12 protein-coding genes are annotated in these 17,785 nt (G+C 38.5%); 7 read left to right on the top strand and 5 right to left on the bottom strand.

What is annotated here, in order from left to right; all coding sequences use genetic code 11:
- Positions 1-312: 312 nt before the first annotated feature.
- Complete coding sequence (locus tag M998_RS01395) at positions 313-1,197, top strand: 4Fe-4S binding protein (protein ID WP_068907200.1); 885 nt, start codon at positions 313-315, stop codon at positions 1,195-1,197.
- Between the two features lie 95 nt (positions 1,198-1,292).
- On the opposite strand, the gene M998_RS01390 is transcribed toward M998_RS01395, so the two are convergent.
- Together M998_RS01390 and M998_RS01385 are read right to left on the bottom strand one after the other, a co-directional pair.
- A complete protein-coding gene (locus M998_RS01390; protein WP_068907199.1) occupies positions 1,293-2,183 on the bottom strand; it encodes an alpha/beta fold hydrolase in 891 nt (296 codons plus the stop codon).
- 148 nt (positions 2,184-2,331) lie between these two features.
- Positions 2,332-3,516, bottom strand: coding sequence for an MFS transporter (locus tag M998_RS01385; protein ID WP_068907198.1), 1,185 nt, complete (start codon positions 3,514-3,516; stop codon positions 2,332-2,334).
- A 94-nt stretch (positions 3,517-3,610) separates the two neighbouring features.
- Here M998_RS01385 and M998_RS01380 point away from each other — a divergent pair, with 94 nt between their 5' ends.
- The gene (locus M998_RS01380) at positions 3,611-4,537 is read left to right on the top strand and encodes a LysR family transcriptional regulator (RefSeq protein WP_231906726.1); all 927 of its coding nucleotides are present in this window, start codon (positions 3,611-3,613) and stop codon (positions 4,535-4,537) included.
- A 10-nt stretch (positions 4,538-4,547) separates the two neighbouring features.
- Here the strand turns inward: M998_RS01380 and M998_RS01375 are convergent, their stop codons facing one another.
- The 3 genes from M998_RS01375 to M998_RS01365 form a co-directional block, all read right to left on the bottom strand.
- Entirely contained in the window at positions 4,548-5,177 is a 630-nt protein-coding gene (locus M998_RS01375) for a helix-turn-helix transcriptional regulator (RefSeq protein WP_068443845.1), read from the bottom strand.
- 110 nt (positions 5,178-5,287) lie between these two features.
- The gene (locus M998_RS01370; protein ID WP_068443848.1) at positions 5,288-6,259 is read right to left on the bottom strand and encodes a threo-3-hydroxy-L-aspartate ammonia-lyase; all 972 of its coding nucleotides are present in this window, start codon (positions 6,257-6,259) and stop codon (positions 5,288-5,290) included.
- Positions 6,260-6,287: 28 nt separating this feature from the next.
- Complete coding sequence (locus M998_RS01365; protein ID WP_068907197.1) at positions 6,288-6,677, bottom strand: RidA family protein; 390 nt, start codon at positions 6,675-6,677, stop codon at positions 6,288-6,290.
- A 391-nt stretch (positions 6,678-7,068) separates the two neighbouring features.
- Between M998_RS01365 and M998_RS01360 the strand changes: the two genes are divergently transcribed.
- The 5 genes from M998_RS01360 (at position 7,069) to M998_RS01340 (ending at position 17,774) form a co-directional block, all read left to right on the top strand.
- Positions 7,069-10,803, top strand: a complete 3,735-nt coding sequence (locus M998_RS01360; RefSeq protein WP_068907196.1) for a DUF4132 domain-containing protein — start codon at positions 7,069-7,071, stop codon at positions 10,801-10,803.
- Between the two features lie 24 nt (positions 10,804-10,827).
- Positions 10,828-11,937 (top strand): ATP-binding protein, encoded by a 1,110-nt coding sequence (locus M998_RS01355; protein WP_068907195.1) that lies wholly within the window; start codon positions 10,828-10,830, stop codon positions 11,935-11,937.
- A 76-nt stretch (positions 11,938-12,013) separates the two neighbouring features.
- Positions 12,014-14,557: a DUF5682 family protein gene (locus M998_RS01350; RefSeq protein WP_068907194.1), complete on the top strand. Its 2,544-nt coding sequence runs from the start codon at positions 12,014-12,016 to the stop codon at positions 14,555-14,557.
- Positions 14,557-15,720 carry a VWA domain-containing protein gene (locus M998_RS01345; RefSeq protein WP_068907193.1) on the top strand — a complete coding sequence of 388 codons (1,164 nt, stop codon included), beginning with the start codon at positions 14,557-14,559 and terminating at the stop codon, positions 15,718-15,720. Before M998_RS01350 ends, M998_RS01345 begins: the two co-directional genes overlap by 1 nt.
- Complete coding sequence (locus M998_RS01340) at positions 15,717-17,774, top strand: hypothetical protein (RefSeq protein WP_068907192.1); 2,058 nt, start codon at positions 15,717-15,719, stop codon at positions 17,772-17,774. Before M998_RS01345 ends, M998_RS01340 begins: the two co-directional genes overlap by 4 nt.
- The last annotated feature ends 11 nt before the right edge of the window (positions 17,775-17,785 follow it).

Genomic DNA, 17,785 nt, shown 5'->3' with positions numbered 1-17,785 from the left:
TGAATCAGCATCAATAATGAATTTGAACTTATGCATTAGAATAATTAAATAAAAAACAATGATTGATAGTTAATAAAACTAATGCCATATGTAATTATCTAACTATAAGTTAAATTAACAAGGGTATGTGCCGCAATATACTCGATGAAAAAATAAGAAGAGGTTAATGATGATATCTTTAGCCTAAATCATCTTTGCAATGGGTGGCTTCTGTTAATATAATTATTCACAGGTTGCGGAATAAGACTGTTTTTTGAGATACTTAGCTGGTGACTTGAAATTAATTTTGGCAAATAGCGGGGATGTTGAACTATGCGACGTTTTATGAATATAGATCTTCCTCCTGAGCCGTTAATCAATGATTCGTGTGTCAGAAAGCGTCTAAAAAATAGTATTTGCGATAACTGTGCTACCAGCTGCCCTGTAGATGCAGTTTCATTTACCCACATGAATGCAAAAATTGATAATGAATTATGTTTTCAATGCGGTAACTGTTTATTTTCCTGCCCTGTTGATGCAATTGAAAATATTGTGCCCCATGAACGCACTTATCAGAATGACTATCTAGTTATAAGCCATGATGAGCCATTAGCAAACGCAGAAGAGTTGGTTGTTTGGCATAGGCAGTATGGCATTCGAGGTATACAAATTGCGGAACCTCTTGTTGATAAATGGCTACCAACATTGGCGGCTTTAAATCTAAAACTTAAAACATTACAAGAACCTATCTGGCGACTGTTAATTACTCAGCCACTAGAGGTTGATAGTGGGCGTCGTATGATGCTTTTTCGTCAAAAACTAGATCAAAAACCATTAAATAAAGGTAGCGTTAAAACAGGATTAAATGCAAGAAAACAGTTTTATCCTGAAGATAGCTGGTTTCAGATTGAGTTAGAGTCATCAAGTTGTATTTTATGTGGAGCTTGTGCGAAAGTTTGTGATGAGCAAGCAATTGAAATTGAAAATAACCAATTTAGTGTAGATGAAAAACGTTGCACTGGTTGTATGAGTTGTCAGGTTGTTTGTTTTCCAAAATCTATTCACGTCCATGCTCATGTGGCTAAAAATAGTGAGCCGGTTACATACCAGTATTATGATTCGTCATGTCACAGCTGTAATTTACCCTTTTTGTCATGGGAACCAGACGCAAAGATATGCCCAATTTGTGCGCAACATAAAAAACAGGGTTGGTTGTAATCAATAACAGCCTTTTCCATTCAGTAAAGAGCTAATATTGAAACGAGGTTAGCTCTTTACTATTGTATGGATAGCGTTATTACTTATTTTTAAGATTACGCCATTGCTGAACATAAATGAATAATGATTTTATTCGCAATATCAGCATTCAGTGCCGGAGGGGTTTCATGGCCCATTCCGTCAACGACATCAATTTTTGCATTAGGAATATTATTAGCAATATCTTGGCCGGCAGCTAAAGGAAATAGTGGGTCGACCGAGCCATGAATAACTAAAGTGGGTGCTGTAATACTTTTCAAATAAGGGCGCATATCACCGGTGACACCAACTGCAACAATTTGGCGTTTTGTCCCTTCAGGTGAATAATTACGGGCAAAGGCTTTTAAAATATAATCACGGTAATATTCTTCTGCAAATGCGCAGCTTGTTGAGCTAATTCGGCGGTAAAAGGCTAATTGACCACTTAAATACCCGTCTAAATTGTCTTTTGGATTAGCGCCAGGGCTCATCAGCATTTGCATAACATCAGGTTCACTCTGTGGCAATGCAGGGTTACCTGTTGATGACATAATAGGGCATAAACTTATTACCTGTTCTGGGTATTTAGCCGCAATGAGTTGAGAAATCATTCCGCCCATTGAACGGCCAATAATATGTGCTTTTTCAATGGATAACTTATCAAGAAGATTAATGACATCATCGGCCATATCAAATAGCGTGTAAGGGAACGATATGCTTTCCCCGCTTTGCATTTTTTGTGCAAGCTCAGCTAAATCAATAGTTGGGTAGTCATCATAGTGTGTTGATAAACCCGCATCTCGGTTATCAACGCGGATGATATAAAAACCTGCATTTGCAATTTGTTGGCAAAAATCCTCAGCCCAACTGATATTATGTCCTCCTAGGCCGGGAATAAGAACAACTGCAGGGTTTTCAGGTATACCAAAGGTGTCATAAAAAAGGGTTATTTGTGGTTTATTTGTCATTTTTAGTCCATTTTTCTTAAATTTTCACTATTTACGCAATAAGTGAATTCAAAAGGCTAGCAATAAAAAAGGGTAAGCATTGCTAATTTTGTCATATATGGCGTTAATTTAAAATTAACGAATTAGATTTATATTGATTTGATTAAAATTAATTTTTAATCATTATCTTACTGATAAAAATAATGATTAGCACCATTAAAATCAGCAAGATCGCGATCAATAAGTTTGCACTCAATCCATCAAATGATACAGCAATACTTCCTAGAGCTGAGCCAATAGCAATTCCCATATTGAAAAAAGTAATATAGAGAGAGCTGGTGATTTCTATATTTTTAGCACTATGAACTATCATCCATGTCATGAGACTCACAGACACGCCACCATAGGCGAAACCCCATAAGATCATATTAATACTACTCAACCAAAAATTTAGTGGCATTAACTTAAAGATGAATAGAGTAAATAAAATACCAAGAGTAATAATCAATAGCGTTAATGTGAGGCGCTTACCTGAGCTAATACCAAAGATAAAATTGCCCAAGATCCCAGCTAATCCATACAGTAATAGTATAGCGCCAAGTTGCTCACCAGAAATATGGATGGTGGACAATAAAGGCTGTACATAAGTAAATGCAACAAAGTGCCCGGAGACGAGAAGGAAAGTAATAAGCAATCCAATTGATATAATTGGCCGCTTAATTTGAGTAATAAATACTTTTATCGTTGGTGTTGAGAGTACAGGCAGTGAAGGTAAAAATACGGACATTAATAGAATTAATATAAAAGATAGCCCACTCATGACTAAAAAAGCACTACGCCAGCCGAGCCATTCGCTAACCATAACACCCAATGGAACGCCAATCACAGACGCTGCAGCAACACCACCAAATATTAATGAGGTTGCAATATTAATTCGACTTGGTTTAACTAATCGAGATGCAATACCACCGGCAATCGCCCATATTATTCCAATGCATATTCCTACAAAAATTCGACTAATTAATAGGATATTGAAATGAGGTGTAGATGCCGCAATTAAATTACAAATCATCAGTAAGATAGCGGCAAAAAGTAGTAGTATTTTTCTATTCAAGGAGCGAGTAAATAAAATGATTAAAGGCGCACTTAATGCCGCAGTAATGGCGGGAAGAGTCATTAATAATCCAACGGCACTTTTAGAGACTAAAAATTGTGATGCTATTGGTGTTATTAATCCAATAGGGAGCATTTCTGTTGTCACGACGATAAAGGTCGCTAATGTTATGGTGAAAACAGCGCCCCAAAATTGTTGTCTATCTGTTGTCGATACTTTTATAGATAAATTTAATAACATATATGTTCCAAATGAAATTCAGCTTGTGTATGGATCATATATGGGACAATATTATTGATAAATACATCATTAGTCGCATCATTGGGGATAAATCGTGTCTAATATTGCACTTCTCGCTATAGAGAACATGTTTGACTTGAAAGTGCTTGCTGATGTAGTCGAAACAGGTAGTTTTACGCGTTCATCTGAAAGATTGAAAATATCACGTTCAGCTGTTGGAAAATGTATTACACGCTTAGAGAGTCGGCTTCAAGCTCGTTTATTGCATCGTACTACGCGTAGCATCCGTTTAAGTGATGAAGGGCAAGTTGTTTATGAAGCAGCCTTAAGAATACTGCTAGAAATTGAAAGTATTGAAAATACGTTGAGCCAGGGGCAAATAAAACCAAGAGGATTACTGCGTATTACAGTGCCAGTTGTTTTTGGACGACGCTTTATTATGCCCTTAGTTCAAGAATATCTTCAACGCTGGTCTGATGTTGAGGTAGATGTGGATTTTTCCGATGATTATTGTGACATTGTCAGCGAAGGTTTTGATGTTGCAATTAGAATTGGAGGGAATGATGATAATCGATTAGTCCGAAAGGTACTGGCGCCTCATCGGCTCATAACCTGCGCTTCTGTAAGATATCTCGAAAAATATAATATCCCACAAAACATAAGTGAGTTAGATAGTCATAAAGCCCTTATTTTTCGGCATCGAGGTAATATGGTCCCTTGGCAATTCAGAGTAGATCAACGACAGCAATTATATAGGGCTAAAGGGCGCTTAGTGCTTAGCGATACAGAAGCAATACTTAATGCCGCACTTGATGGTCAAGGAATATGCCAATTGGGGGAGTTTTTAGTTGGCGAGAGTATCGCTAAAGGTCACTTAGTACCTATATTGACAAATTATTCAACGCCTGAATTACCGATTTTAGCGCTTTATCCTACCAAACGTTATTTGCCCCCCAAAGTTAGAATGTTTTTATCACTATTTGATGAATGTTGGCAAGGAAAGGCTATTTGGCGTTTTTAAGCTAATGAGACTAACTTTCTTTTTTGGCATAAAGATAAACTGACGCTCGAGAAACACCTAGGTGCTGCGCAATTGTTTCCATCGATTTTTTAACATCTAATAATCCTTCATTTCGAAGGGTCTCAATCAATGTTTTTCTATCACTTGCTTTTAATGTTCGTGGCGTCGCGGCAAGGGTAGCGGCGAATTGATCAATGCGTAAACGGATCGCTTCAGACCCATTGGGTTCTATATGTTCTTTTATAGGGCTCGTACCGACCTCGGTAAATTGAGATAGCATGCTTTGCATGCCTCTAAATAAAGTCATATCTAAATTTAAACAAAGTGCAGCAACATAATTTCCATTGTCATCTTTAATACCAATAGATGTACTTTTTACCGGGCGGCCATCAGAGAATTGATTGGTGTAATTTGAAATGATGCTCGGAAAATCTGCAGAATCAATTCTTGCTAATCCAAGCTCAGTTGTTGACTCACCAATTTTTCTACCCGATAAGTTATTATGAATAGATAAAATCGAATGTTTGGGGTTCTTAAGATCATGAACTACCACCTCACAAAATGGCGCTAAAGTTTCACTGAGCCCTTTAGCAATAGTATCTATTTGTGCAAGTAGTGTATTTTCTTTTGAAACTGACATTAATAACCCCGTTTTATCGCTCGCTTTGTGCAATTTTAACCTATTTTTATTATGGCTCATAGGCAAAGCTCACTGAGTGTTTTAAGGTTAAACAGCAGTGAGTTTATTCATTATGGTCGAGATATTAACTGCGCAAAATGTTGAATATCAACATTGCCTCCGCTGACAATAATGCCAACACGTTTACCTTTTAATTTGTCTTTTTGAGCCAACGCTGCGGCGAAAGAAAGACAACCTGTTGGTTCAACAACTATCTTCATACGCTCAGCATAAAATTTCATTCGATCAATAAGTTGCTCATCAGTGACCGTCAAAATATCATCAACATTTTTCTGAATAATCGCAAAAGTATATTGGCCGAGATGCTGAGTTTGTGCGCCATCAGCAATGGTTTTCGGTGTATTAATATGCACAATTTTTCCTGAGCGGAATGACTGTTGTGCATCATTTCCGGCTTCGGGTTCGACACCATATATCATGCAATTAGGGGATAATGCTCGAGTTGCTAATGCACAGCCTGATAATAACCCGCCACCCCCCAAGCAAACAAACAATGCATCAAGTTCACCAACTTCTTCAATCAGTTCTTTTGCAGCTGTTCCTTGGCCTGCAATAATATGGGGATGATCGAATGGAGGGATCAGCGTATATCCATGCTTCTGCGCGAGTTCTTGGCAAAGTTGTTCTCTATCTTGAGTGTAACGATCAAATGTAATGACATTTGCGCCATAACCTTTTGTTGCTGCAACTTTTACTTCCGGTGCGTCGAGTGGCATCAAAATAGTAGCAGGAATATTCAGAATTTGTGCAGCAAGTGCAATTCCTTGGGCATGATTCCCCGAGGAAAATGCAATGACGCCTGCTTTTTTCTGCTCAGGCGTAAATTGTGCAAGTGCGTTTAATGCTCCTCTGAATTTAAATGCACCCATTCGTTGAAAGTTTTCGCATTTAAAAAATAATTCAGCACCAAATTCCTCATTGGCGGTTCTCGACGTCATAACCGGTGTTCTATTTGCTAAACCAGCGATACGCTTAGCCGCTGCTTGAATATCTTGATAAGTGGGTAAAGTTAAAATTGTCATTGATTACCTCAAAAAAGAATAGGGAACTTTAGGCTGAAACAGCCGTAACTTCTATTTCAAGTTCGGCACCAAAATGAAGTTCGGAAACGCCTGCAACAGCGCGAGCAGGACGATATTCGCCAATCCATTGTGCATAAACCTGATTAAAACTATTCCAATTATCCATATTTAAAATATAAACACGGACCTGGACTAAGTGTTTTTTGGCAATACCAGCAGCATCTAAGCATGCGGTAACGTTTTCAAGTACCAGTTCCGCTTGTTGCTGAAAGGGCAGATCAACTCTTGGATTACCTTCATGATCAACAGGGAGTTGTCCTGAAATAAAGACAAATCCATTTGCAGTGACACAATGAGAGTAATGTCCCTTTGGTGGGATAAGTCCTGGTGCATTAAGGTACAGAATAGATTTAGGCATAGTTACTCCAATTGCTTATCGATTAGACTTTTAATCTAATACTAGACTATATGTTTAGTCAACGTTTTTTTAAGTACTGAAAATAAGTAAAGCAGAATAATACCAATCTAAAAGACTAAAAATTCAATCAGTCAATTCAGTTAAAAAATGGTGTTAATTGTAATGTTCTCCTTCCAATAATAAAAAAATAAAATGCTGAAATTAAAATTTATTAACCAAAAATAAGGTTTATTAAAACCGTATTTATAAGGTTGATTTGAATAATCAGAATTAAAATCTGAATACACATTAATAGGACTTTCTTAAAAAAATTCGATTAAGAATAATCAAATTGTGACGATAAAAAAGAAATGGTAAGAAGTTGTTATATAACTACATTCAGGGATCTGTCATGGCTAAAATTATGTTTAATTTGCTGTCTATTTTTGGGAAAAAAGAATCTAAAGTTGCGGAGAAATATCTTCAAGAAGCGCTTTTACCTTTTTCTGTATTTGATGAAAAGCTGCCTAAAGAGATATTGGAGTATGTATTAGCAGGGAAATCACCGGAAATACTGGTAAAACTGAGCCAATTAGATAATGAAAAAGCGGCTCAATTGCTGGATAAGCCGGGGACGATAGATTGGTGGTGGGGAAGTAATGGTATTGATACTAACCCCTATACCAAAGTGATCCGTCAAGGGATGAATGCACGGCATAAATTGTATTCAAAAGTAGGTGAAGAAATAACTGCATCTCAAATCGCGAGATTTGCCAAAGTGATGGCAGCAGCATGCCAAGATATTAATATTAAAGTCTTTACCCAAGAATTGCCGTCATGGGTGATTTACTTACTTGGTGATGCATTCGCAAAAACATTTGATAATACTCGAGATACTAAATTAGAACATCGTAATCATTGGAATTTTGATTTACTTGCGCAAATTGTTGAACAAGAGACCGATAAGCCTGCCAATACAATTTTATATGCTATTTTCGACAGGCAAAATTTATCTGATTACCATTACGATAATCTTAATCGTTTCTTTGCTATTTCTGGATTGAAAGATTATTTACTCGCTGAGCAGGATTTCATTAAACAAACATTAATTAAAAATTTATCGGCGGCAGGGCAAATCCAGTTGCTGAATAACTTGAAAAACGATGAAGAATTGTATACCGCATTCGCAGATATTTTAGTGTTATTTGCAACTAGCTCACTAAAAACTGTACGTTCAGCGGCTGAACCGATTATGGCTATTTTGCCAACGGAGTCAGTAAAAAAATATTTAACACAAGTTTTACTTGAAGGTACACCGAAACAGCGCACACAAGCCGCTGATTTATTTGCTCGAATAGGAAAAGATAGGGAAATACTTGAAGCAGCTTTAAAAGTTGAAACAAATAAAACGGTATTAAAAAGTATAGAGAGTGCCATTTCTCGATTTGAAGTTATGGATACGGCAAGTGAAATTAAAGACGCTGAGCTGCCGCCTTTTATTGGACTTGACGATACGCCTCTACCTCAAAGTGCGGAAGAAATATTAGCGAATAACTTCAATGAAATGCTGCAAAAAGCAAAAGAAAACGCCGAGCGAGAAGTTGAAGAAAATAAAAATCAGAAGCACACCTATAATTGGTCGCAACGACATTATAAAGAATTTAAAAAGCTCAATGAGAAAGATTGCCGGAAGATCCTTAATAAGCTTAATTCTGGGAAAGAGATAATCACTCAAGACGAATATAATGTCGCTAAATACAAAGAGCGCATTACCAATCTACCAGATTTCACTTTATTTCATGCACTACGCTTAATGAGCAATAACCGCCGTCATGTTGAACATTTGTCTCATTATCAGCTTATTCGTGAAGTGCCTGCGCGAATTATGGCTCAATTGGAATTACGCCAACTTGAAGATGCATTAACTCACTGTTATTTTAAAGAACCGAAACGGTTGGTTGCGGATTTTTGCTTACGTTCATATGCGGATGGTTTGCGTTTATTTCCAAATCAAGAGCAAATATGGCCTTTCTTTGTGCAAAATCCGGACTACTTAGCCGAAGCATTAGGTTTAATTCCTCAACAGCAAGTCCAAAACTCATATCAGGAATATGACGCAACCAATGCTATCGAAGTATTAGCAATGTTACCGTCAATTCCGGCGCGCTTTATTCCGCGTATTATGGAATTGGCTTTAGGGGAAAATAAGACACATCGTCTGAGTGCACAAAAACTACTTGAAACGCTACCTAATATTCATCTTAATGCGGCTGAAGGGTTAGATTCTGGTAAACAAGAAATTCGTGTCACTGCGATAGAATGGCTGGTGCGCCTTAAGCACCCGGAATCATTAAAGCCGCTATACGCTTTATTGATAAAAGAAAAAAGAGAAGTTGTTCGTGCTGCATTATTAACTGCATTGGAACAGCTTGGTGAAGATATTTCTGCTTACCTTTCCCCAAAAGTACTTTTAACTGAAGCACAAAAGGGGTTAAAAGCGAAAGCGCCTACCAGTATGGCTTGGCTTAATTTAGACACGATTCCAACGTTGACATGGCAGAATAAAAAACCAGTAGATGCGGATATTATCCGCTGGTGGATAGTACTTGCGGTTAAATTAAAAATGCCTGCGGGAAATGGTTTATTACAGCGTTATGTAAGTTTGCTTTCGCTAGAAAGCCAAAGAAATTTAGGCAGCTTCATTTTGAATAGTTTTATTTCCCAAGATACTGCCGGCCCATCACTTGAAGAGGCAATGGCAGAAGCGGAAAAAAATGCACCACAGCGATTAGTGAACTACCAAAATAGTTTAAAACGCTGGCCTGAATATTATGCACAATATGAAAATTATACGCTTGAGCAGACTATTAACGAGATTAAAAATGAAGTTTTGCGTCGTTATTTAGGTTCAGCAATCAGCGATAAAGGAATGTTAGCACTAATTTGTGGCATCGAAGGGCACATTGCCGTAAGCGCAATGCGTAATTATATGCGTGATCACTACCAACGTCGTGCCCAAATTGAAGCGATGATTGATGCGATAGCAACAAGCAATGACCCCTTAATTATCCAATTACTGCTGTCGTTATCTCGCCGTTATCGTACCGCATCCGTGCAAGAAAAAGCGCGTGGATTAGTCACTCAAATTGCTCAACGAAATGGTTGGAGTTCAGATGAGCTAGCAGACCGTACTATTCCAACCGCAGGTATGGATGAAACCGGTACATTGGTGCTGGAATATGGCGAAAGAACCTTTACTGCGAAGTTGGATGCGCAGCAAAAGTTAGTTTTATTTAATCCGGAAGGTAAAGAAATCAAAGCATTACCTGCCGCCCGTAAAACAGATAATGAAGAACAAATTAAAGAATCTAAAAAATTGCTCACCTCAAGTAAGAAAGAGCTGAAACAAGTTATCGAATTACAAACCGCTCGCCTTTATGAAGCCATGTGCGCAGAGCGTCTTTGGACAACTGCTGACTGGCAAGAATATATTCAAGCTCACCCAATTATGCGTTGCTTAATTGAACGATTAGTTTGGATGGAAGTAAAAGATGATAAAGTTATTAATATATTCCGACCTTCCGATGACGGTTGTTTGTTAAACCTAGATGATGATGAAATCACGCTCAGTGTTGATTCATCGATTAAACTTGCTCATTCGGCGTTAGTTTCACCGGTGGAAAGCCAAGCATGGATTGCGCATTTTAAAGATTACAAAATAAAATTTTTGTTTTCACAAATGGAGCATAACATCCCTGATTTAGCGCTAATGCTGACTGAAATCGACGATCGCAAAGGTTGGCTAACAGATACCTTCACCTTAAGAAGCGTTTTAACCAAAATGGGTTATCAGCGCGGACAAGCTGAAGACGGTGGAAGTTTTAGTCATTATTATAAACATTTCTCTAGCTTAGACTTTTATGTTTACATCGAATTCAGTGGCAGTTATGTGCCAGAAGAAAATATTCCCGCCGTACTATATACACTCAGTTTCGAAGGATCCCAGCAAAGCACTTGGAATAGAAGTTATATCGAATTAAAAGATATTCCGCCTATTTTATTAGCGGAAAGTTACGCTGATTATTTAAAAGTTGCGAATGCTTGTGCTGGCTTTGATCCTGAATGGGAAAAGAAAACACCGTGGTAATGCGTATTAACTTAGGATATGGAAATGGTCGATAAACAAAAATCTCAGGAAGGTATACTGCGTGAAAGCGCAGAAATTCGCTTTGCTGATGAATTAGAACGCTTGACACAAGCCGATAAAAACAACCCAAAACCAAAAGGATGGTTGCGTTCCCCTCGTGCAGTTAGGCAATTTATTATTGGGGATGAGGCATTACAGATTACCCCTAAATTTTTTGGTGATGATGCCTTAGTCGATAGAGCTATCGTTACATTGCTTGGCAAACAAGGGTTGATGTTAGTGGGTGAGCCGGGTACGGCCAAATCAATGCTTTCAGAATTATTAGCCGCTGCAATTAGCGGGGATTCGGGGCTGACTATTCAAGGTACGGCAGGAACAACGGAAGATCACATAAAGTACTCATGGAATTATGCATTATTACTTGCAGAAGGTCCGACAGAAAAAGCCTTAGTCAGTTCGCCTCTTTATCAAGGGATGCAGGAAGGAAAAATAGTCCGTTTTGAAGAAATTACGCGTTGCCCACCTGAAATTCAGGATGTGTTAGTGAGCCTAATGTCTGAAAAACAAATGATGATCCCTGAAATGAAAGACAATGCTCGCATTAGTGCTAAGCAGGGCTTTAATTTGATTGGCACTGCCAACTTACGTGATCGTGGTGTACATGAAATGTCATCAGCACTTAAACGTCGTTTCAACTTTGAAACCGTTAAGCCGATTCAAGATCCAGCATTTGAAATTGAGCTAATTAATAAACAGCTTAACGCTGAATTGGGCGAACTTAACAGCCATATTACTATTCCTGAAAATGTGATTGAGCTTTTAGTCACGACATTTCAAGAGCTTCGCTCAGGCAATACTCGGGATGGTGGCAATATCAAAACCCCTGACGCAGTAATGTCGACAGCAGAAGCGGTGAACATAGCTTATGCATGCGCACTTGAAGCACATTATCTTGGCGATGGGATCCTTGATGCAGGAGCTGTCGCACGTCAGTTGATTGGCGTTGTGCTTAAAGACAATGCTGATGATATCAAAAGAATGCGTTATTACATTGATAATGTTGCTCGTGAAAGGGCAAAACAGAGCAAAGAGTGGAAAGCCTTTTTTGAGGCTTCTCGTGCATTCTGGCAATAACGTGTGAAAATGATATTGGTGAGGGTCTACCTTGCCAATAATCAGTAAAGATCAACAGCCCTAGGAAATATAATCGGTGAGCTTGCCATCAATACCTCTACCTGAACGACTTGAAAGGGCATTAACACAATGGCACCTGTTAGAGTCTCAGCAACTGTATTTTGCACCAATACGCCATCACAGCCCTGCATGTGCTTACAGTGTATTATCGCTGATTGAACAGATACAGCCTGACTATGTACTCATTGAAGGCCCAGACAGCTTCAATCCCCTTATTTCGGGATTACTTGATAAGGAAACGCAGCCGCCAATCGCGATTATGGCGCAAACTGAGCAAAAAGAAAGCCCATCAGACAGTGATAAACGTGACGCTGTCACTCGTTCAGCTTATTTTCCATTTTGTGAATATTCACCTGAGTGGCAAGCGTTACAGATAGGGCATCAATATAAGGCCAAGTTACGCTTTATCGATTTACCTTGGGCAGCCCAAGTTGAAATAGATGGCGATCATGAAAGTCAAAGCTTACAGAAAGAGCGTTATTTAGCACATAGTTTGTTTATCGAACAATTAGCTAAAAAATGTGGTTGCCGCGATCACGATGAATTATGGGAACATTTGTTTGAATTACGCACTATTGAATCGTTAATTGATTGGCAGTCATTTTTTCAAGATAGTTTTATTTGGTGCGCATTAGCACGTCTTGATTATGAGCCAGAAGTACTTGAATCTGAAGGTTCTATTCAACGTGAAAGGCATATGCAAGGGCATATTCAAACGATAAAAGCGCAGGAACCTGACGCCAAAATTGTTGTTGTTACTGGCGGTTTTCATACCCTAGCATTGATTGAAGGGCTAGCGAGTAATATTACGTCTGCTTTTGATTTAACCGATAAAGAAAAACAACAGTTTAGCCATAAGCAAAAATTAAGCGAAAAAGATAATGCTTGGCTGATCCGTTATAGTTATGACCGATTAGATGCGTTAAATGGTTATGCATCCGGTATGCCATCACCTGCATTTTATCAACAGGTTTGGAATACGCTATTACAACAACGGGAAGATCTTGCTAACAATCTCGTTAAGCCAACACAAGTTTATCGAAATCAATTGGGTATCAATTATTTATCCAAAGTTGCCGAAGTATTGAGAGAAAAACAATTTGATGCAGCGCCCGGGTTTTTATCGGTAAAACTTGCTGCAGAGCAAAGTTTAAGATTAGCCGTATTTCGAGGGCATACTGGGCCTGGGCGGTATGATTTACTTGATGGATTACAAAGTGCTTTTATCAAAGGCAGTTTAGACGAAAGTCAAAATGAATTATGGCATGAAATTAAAACCTGTTTTTCAGGATTTACCCTTGGGCAGATACCTAAAGATACCGTTACACCCCCATTAGTGGCTGAAACTTACGCCATGGCGAAGGGCTTTCGTTTTAAATTAGAAGATACCTTGAGTAAAGTGAGTCGGTTGGATGTCTACCGTAACCGCCAGCATCGTATGCGTAGCCGTTTTTTACACTTATTATCCTTCCTCGACATTCATTTTGCTAAACATATTTCAGGCCCTAATTTTCTATCGGGTAATCAGATGGATCTCTTATTCGAAGAGTGGCGATATGCTTGGACGCCGAATGTTGAAGGGGAATTAATTGCGTTATCCGAAAAAGGAACTCAGCTTAAAGCTATCGCACTTAATCGCGTGTTTGAGATGGAAAAACAACTCGAAGAACAGGGGGTAAGCCGTTCTAGTCAAAATGCGGTTTCTTTATTAATGCAGGCTGCACTGATTGGTTTACACCAACGAATTCCGACTTTATTTCATCTGCTTGACCGTTATATCCAACAAGATACAAATTTTGAATCGCTTATCTCTTGTGGACATAGATTGGTTCATTTATGGCGAGGTCGCCACTTTTTTGATATTGATGAAAATTTTGCCATAGAGCAGCGTTTAGATAATGTGCTTCAGCAAATATTTTATAATTTTGATCAAATATCGCAGGGGGATGAACAGCAGCAACAGCAACACTTTAATTCATTACTTTCATGTCGTGAGTTAATCATGTTTATGCCTGAACTGAATAATATTGATTACTCAACAGATTTTTATCACCAATTATCTCGATTAGATGGGCAACTCAATCATGTACCGTTACTTAAAGGCGCAGTTGATACATTGCGATATTTAGGTGGAAAGATTGATGAATCCGTATTGATTAAGGAAATTAAGCGTGCGTTTAGTGCGGGGAGTGATCCTGAAATTGCCATTGGTTATTTTATTGGTGTAATGCGTACAGCGCCGGAATTAGTAACCCGTATGCCATTGCTCATTGAGTTATTAAATCAACTTCTTAGTCAATGGGATGATAACCGTTTTATCCAGGTTCTACCGGATCTACGCTTCGCTTTTAGTCAGTTAACGCCAAAGCAAAATGCACAAATGGCGCAATTTATTGCAAATCATTTAGCGATTGATACGCAAAGCCTAACGCTGCATCAAACTGAATTTAATCAAAACCAGATGCTACAGGCCATTCAATTGGAACAAAAAATACAACAGCAGTTAGCAGAACAAGGTTTACAAGGCTGGTTTGATAATGCGATTGGGAGTCAGGGTTAATGAGCAAAAATAAATCTGAAAATCAAGCGCTAACCATTGAGCAGATCCAACTAGCAAAACGCTGGCGACTTATATTAGGCCAATATGCGGATGATGCATTGGGACAAGCCAAATTTGATGCAAATGAGCTAAAAATAGAACGTTCTCTTGATTTTTTATATCGACGTGAATACCAGCGTCGTGGTTTACGTCAAGAAAATGGCCGTCATGGCTCATTAGATGCATCACAATTAACGGCGGTAAATTGGTTAAATCAAGCTCGCAAGCTATTTCCAAATAGTACATTTGAGCGGATGCAATCTCAGGCGCTAGAACGTTATGAAATTAGTGAGCTTTTAAAAGATCCTAAAGCACTCAATGAGATGGAACCGACCAAAGCCTTAGCTAAATCATTGTTAAGCCTACGAGGTAAAATGAGTGAGGATACCCGTGATGCAGTAAAAAATATTATTCGTAAAGTTGTCGATGATATTTTAAGCCAAATGCGAAACCAGTTTAAGCATGCACTAACAGGGCGACGTAATCGTTTTAGACGCTCATTATTACCAAATAGTCGCAATTTTGATTGGCGAGCCACCATTGCAGCCAATCTCAAAAATTACGATAAGCATAATCAGCGTTTAGTGATCAAAACACCGTATTTTAATTCTCGGCAACAACAACACTTACCTTGGGATGTTATTTTGTGTGTTGACCAAAGTGGCTCAATGGCAAGTTCAATTATGTATGCTGCCGTTTGCGCCAGCATTCTGGCTGCGCTTCCAACCGTAAAAGTTTCATTAGTGATTTTTGATACTCAAGTTGTTGACCTTAGCCACCTAGCCCATGATCCCGTCGAAGTGTTAATGACTGTTCAACTTGGCGGCGGTACTGATATTGCGAAAGCGATGCAATATTGCGAAAGTTTAATTCAAAACCCAAAGCGTACAGTTATTTCATTAATTAGTGACTTTGAAGAAGGTGGTGCATTAAATAATTTGCTCAATTGTACACAGCGTTTAAACAGCCAACAGGTTAAATTACTTGGCTTAGCGGCGCTCGATGACGAAGCATTACCTATTTATGATGCCGAGATTGCCCAAAAACTGGCCGATAGGGGAATGCATGTTGCCGCATTGACCCCCGAACATTTCGCCCAGTGGTTGGCGGAGGTGATGCAATGAGTTGGAGAACGGTCTATTTTCACTACGATGATGATGCCTTAGCTGTCTTTGCTAATGTTGGGCTATTAAGGCGAGCACGTAAAGATATAGAAAATGACAAAGTAGTACTTATTGATATTGAACATGGCTTATTCAACAGCGATGGCCAACAAGTCAAACTTGATGAACAAGGGGTTCAAAGGGCAACATGTGATTGTGTTGCAGTGGGATGCTGTAAACATATTTTAGCCGCTATTTTATGGTTACAAGAAAATAAGCAGACAGAAATAGCCTCTCAAAATAGTGGCAGTCTCATTCCTGAAGAGCCTGAGTCATTATTGCCTGAATTATTAGCCCTAAACCCTGAATTACTCATTAAACAAACGACTAAAGCGGATTGTAGGCTAGCGGTGCGTATCCTTTATGAATGGGATAATAATCAATTACAAACAGACGACCAATGCGCACAATTTAAAATTTTCCTACCCAATTTTGACGAACCTATTATTTTCATGCGTGGAAATGGCTTTCAAGGAATTTTATCTTCATTACCCGAAAAACAGAAAAAGGCACTGCATTTAGCGGCCATGGCTAAATTATTTCAGCAACAAAATCTGTTATGGCAATGGCCTGATGATTTAGCACCCGTGCAAGATTCAAGGCAAACCTTGAGTGATGACGATAAAGCGGTTATTGGAACCATACAGGTTTTTATTCAAGATATGTTGCGCCAAGGGTTATCTCATATAAGCCAAAGCAGTGCGGTGCAATTACATCTTTTGAATATGTCTGCTAGAGCAGAAGGGCTACCAAGATTAGCCAATTATTTAAAACAATTAAGCCACCAAGTAAAACTGTTGGCGGATAAACATTTCACTGTGGATGAAGGGCAGGTTTTACGTTTTATTGCACAAATTTTTGCTTATTTATACCAATTATCTTATGCCAATGAAAACCAGCTTATTCGATTGAGAGGTCTAATAAGACGCCAATATGAAGATCAATCTATTTCGCTTAATCTCATACCGATAGATGCGCAATGGTGGCAGACTCAAAGTGGGGCTATTGGTGCAACATTGAGTTTTTGGAATGACCAAGAAAAACGTGTTATCCAATGTACCCAAGCAAGAGCAAATCGATTAGACCCGATGTTTAATCGCATCAATGTCTGGCAAACGTTAGCCATTTGGAAACAAACCGCAGATCATCTGATGCATAGCGCATTTGAGTTGCATTCGCCTCGCTTATCTGAAGAGGGAAAACTAGCGGCGAGTGGTGAAAGCTATGCGATTAGTCATTCCAATAAATTAGTCTCACTAGCCGAATATCAACAAATACAAGCAGAATATGGCTATATGGATTGGCAAAAAGCGGCAGATTATTTATCCAATTTACAGGATGATTATGTTTTTGAGCCGATATTGTTACATATCGATAGTTATGAACAATTATATTGGAATGAAACTGAACAATGTGTCTTATGGGCAGTGACAGATAAAAATCAGAATAAAGCCTTTTTACGTTTGAATTGGGAAGGCAATGAGCATAATAAAATTGAAGAATTACGTTTTATAACTCAACAAAAAATGCCGGTCGTGGCGATATCGGCACAGGTTATTTATCACCAACAACAAATTCAACTTGTTCCAAAAACGTTGTGGATCCATAAAGATCAGGGAATAGCGCTATTCTATTTGGATTTTGAATCCATTCCTCGGAAAAAGAAAAATTCAAATTTTATTAACCATATTTTGGAATATATGGCAAAAAAACAGCAAAAAAGCCGTACTCTTTCTGCCGAGTCCACACTGGCTCAGCAACTCACCAGACCTATTTATGCGATTTTAGAAACTCAAGCTTGCACGGGAAGGCAGATTCTTTCACAAATACAACAACAAGACTTAATGCATGTTGTTAAGGTATCGCAAGATTTAGGCATGGAATGGTTTGCTAATCAGGTTGAAAGCTTCATTTTGTCCACACAGCAAAGTGCCGAGGGGTTGCTACGTTTAGTCTATTTATGCGATAGATTTGAACGAATGCAGGTCGTATTACCGTTTGAATTAAATAAATAAAATAGAGAAGG

Origin of the sequence: Providencia heimbachae ATCC 35613 (genome assembly GCF_001655055.1) — a bacterium.
GTDB classification, from domain to species: Bacteria; Pseudomonadota; Gammaproteobacteria; order Enterobacterales; family Enterobacteriaceae; genus Providencia; species Providencia heimbachae.
The sequence above is the reverse complement of the archived record's forward strand: the minus strand, read 5'-3'. Positions and strand labels throughout refer to the sequence as shown.

What these genes read in the sequence shown, in the direction of transcription:
- M998_RS01395 (WP_068907200.1), top strand. Translation starts at nt 313, where the DNA reads ATGCGACGTTTTATGAATATAGATCTTCCTCCTGAGCCGTTAATCAAT.
- M998_RS01390 (WP_068907199.1), bottom strand. Translation starts at nt 2,183, where the DNA reads ATGACAAATAAACCACAAATAACCCTTTTTTATGACACCTTTGGTATA.
- M998_RS01385 (WP_068907198.1), bottom strand. Translation starts at nt 3,516, where the DNA reads ATGTTATTAAATTTATCTATAAAAGTATCGACAACAGATAGACAACAA.
- M998_RS01375 (WP_068443845.1), bottom strand. Translation starts at nt 5,177, where the DNA reads ATGTCAGTTTCAAAAGAAAATACACTACTTGCACAAATAGATACTATT.
- M998_RS01370 (WP_068443848.1), bottom strand. Translation starts at nt 6,259, where the DNA reads ATGACAATTTTAACTTTACCCACTTATCAAGATATTCAAGCAGCGGCT.
- M998_RS01365 (WP_068907197.1), bottom strand. Translation starts at nt 6,677, where the DNA reads ATGCCTAAATCTATTCTGTACCTTAATGCACCAGGACTTATCCCACCA.
- M998_RS01360 (WP_068907196.1), top strand. Translation starts at nt 7,069, where the DNA reads ATGGCTAAAATTATGTTTAATTTGCTGTCTATTTTTGGGAAAAAAGAA.
- M998_RS01355 (WP_068907195.1), top strand. Translation starts at nt 10,828, where the DNA reads ATGGTCGATAAACAAAAATCTCAGGAAGGTATACTGCGTGAAAGCGCA.
- M998_RS01345 (WP_068907193.1), top strand. Translation starts at nt 14,557, where the DNA reads ATGAGCAAAAATAAATCTGAAAATCAAGCGCTAACCATTGAGCAGATC.
- M998_RS01340 (WP_068907192.1), top strand. Translation starts at nt 15,717, where the DNA reads ATGAGTTGGAGAACGGTCTATTTTCACTACGATGATGATGCCTTAGCT.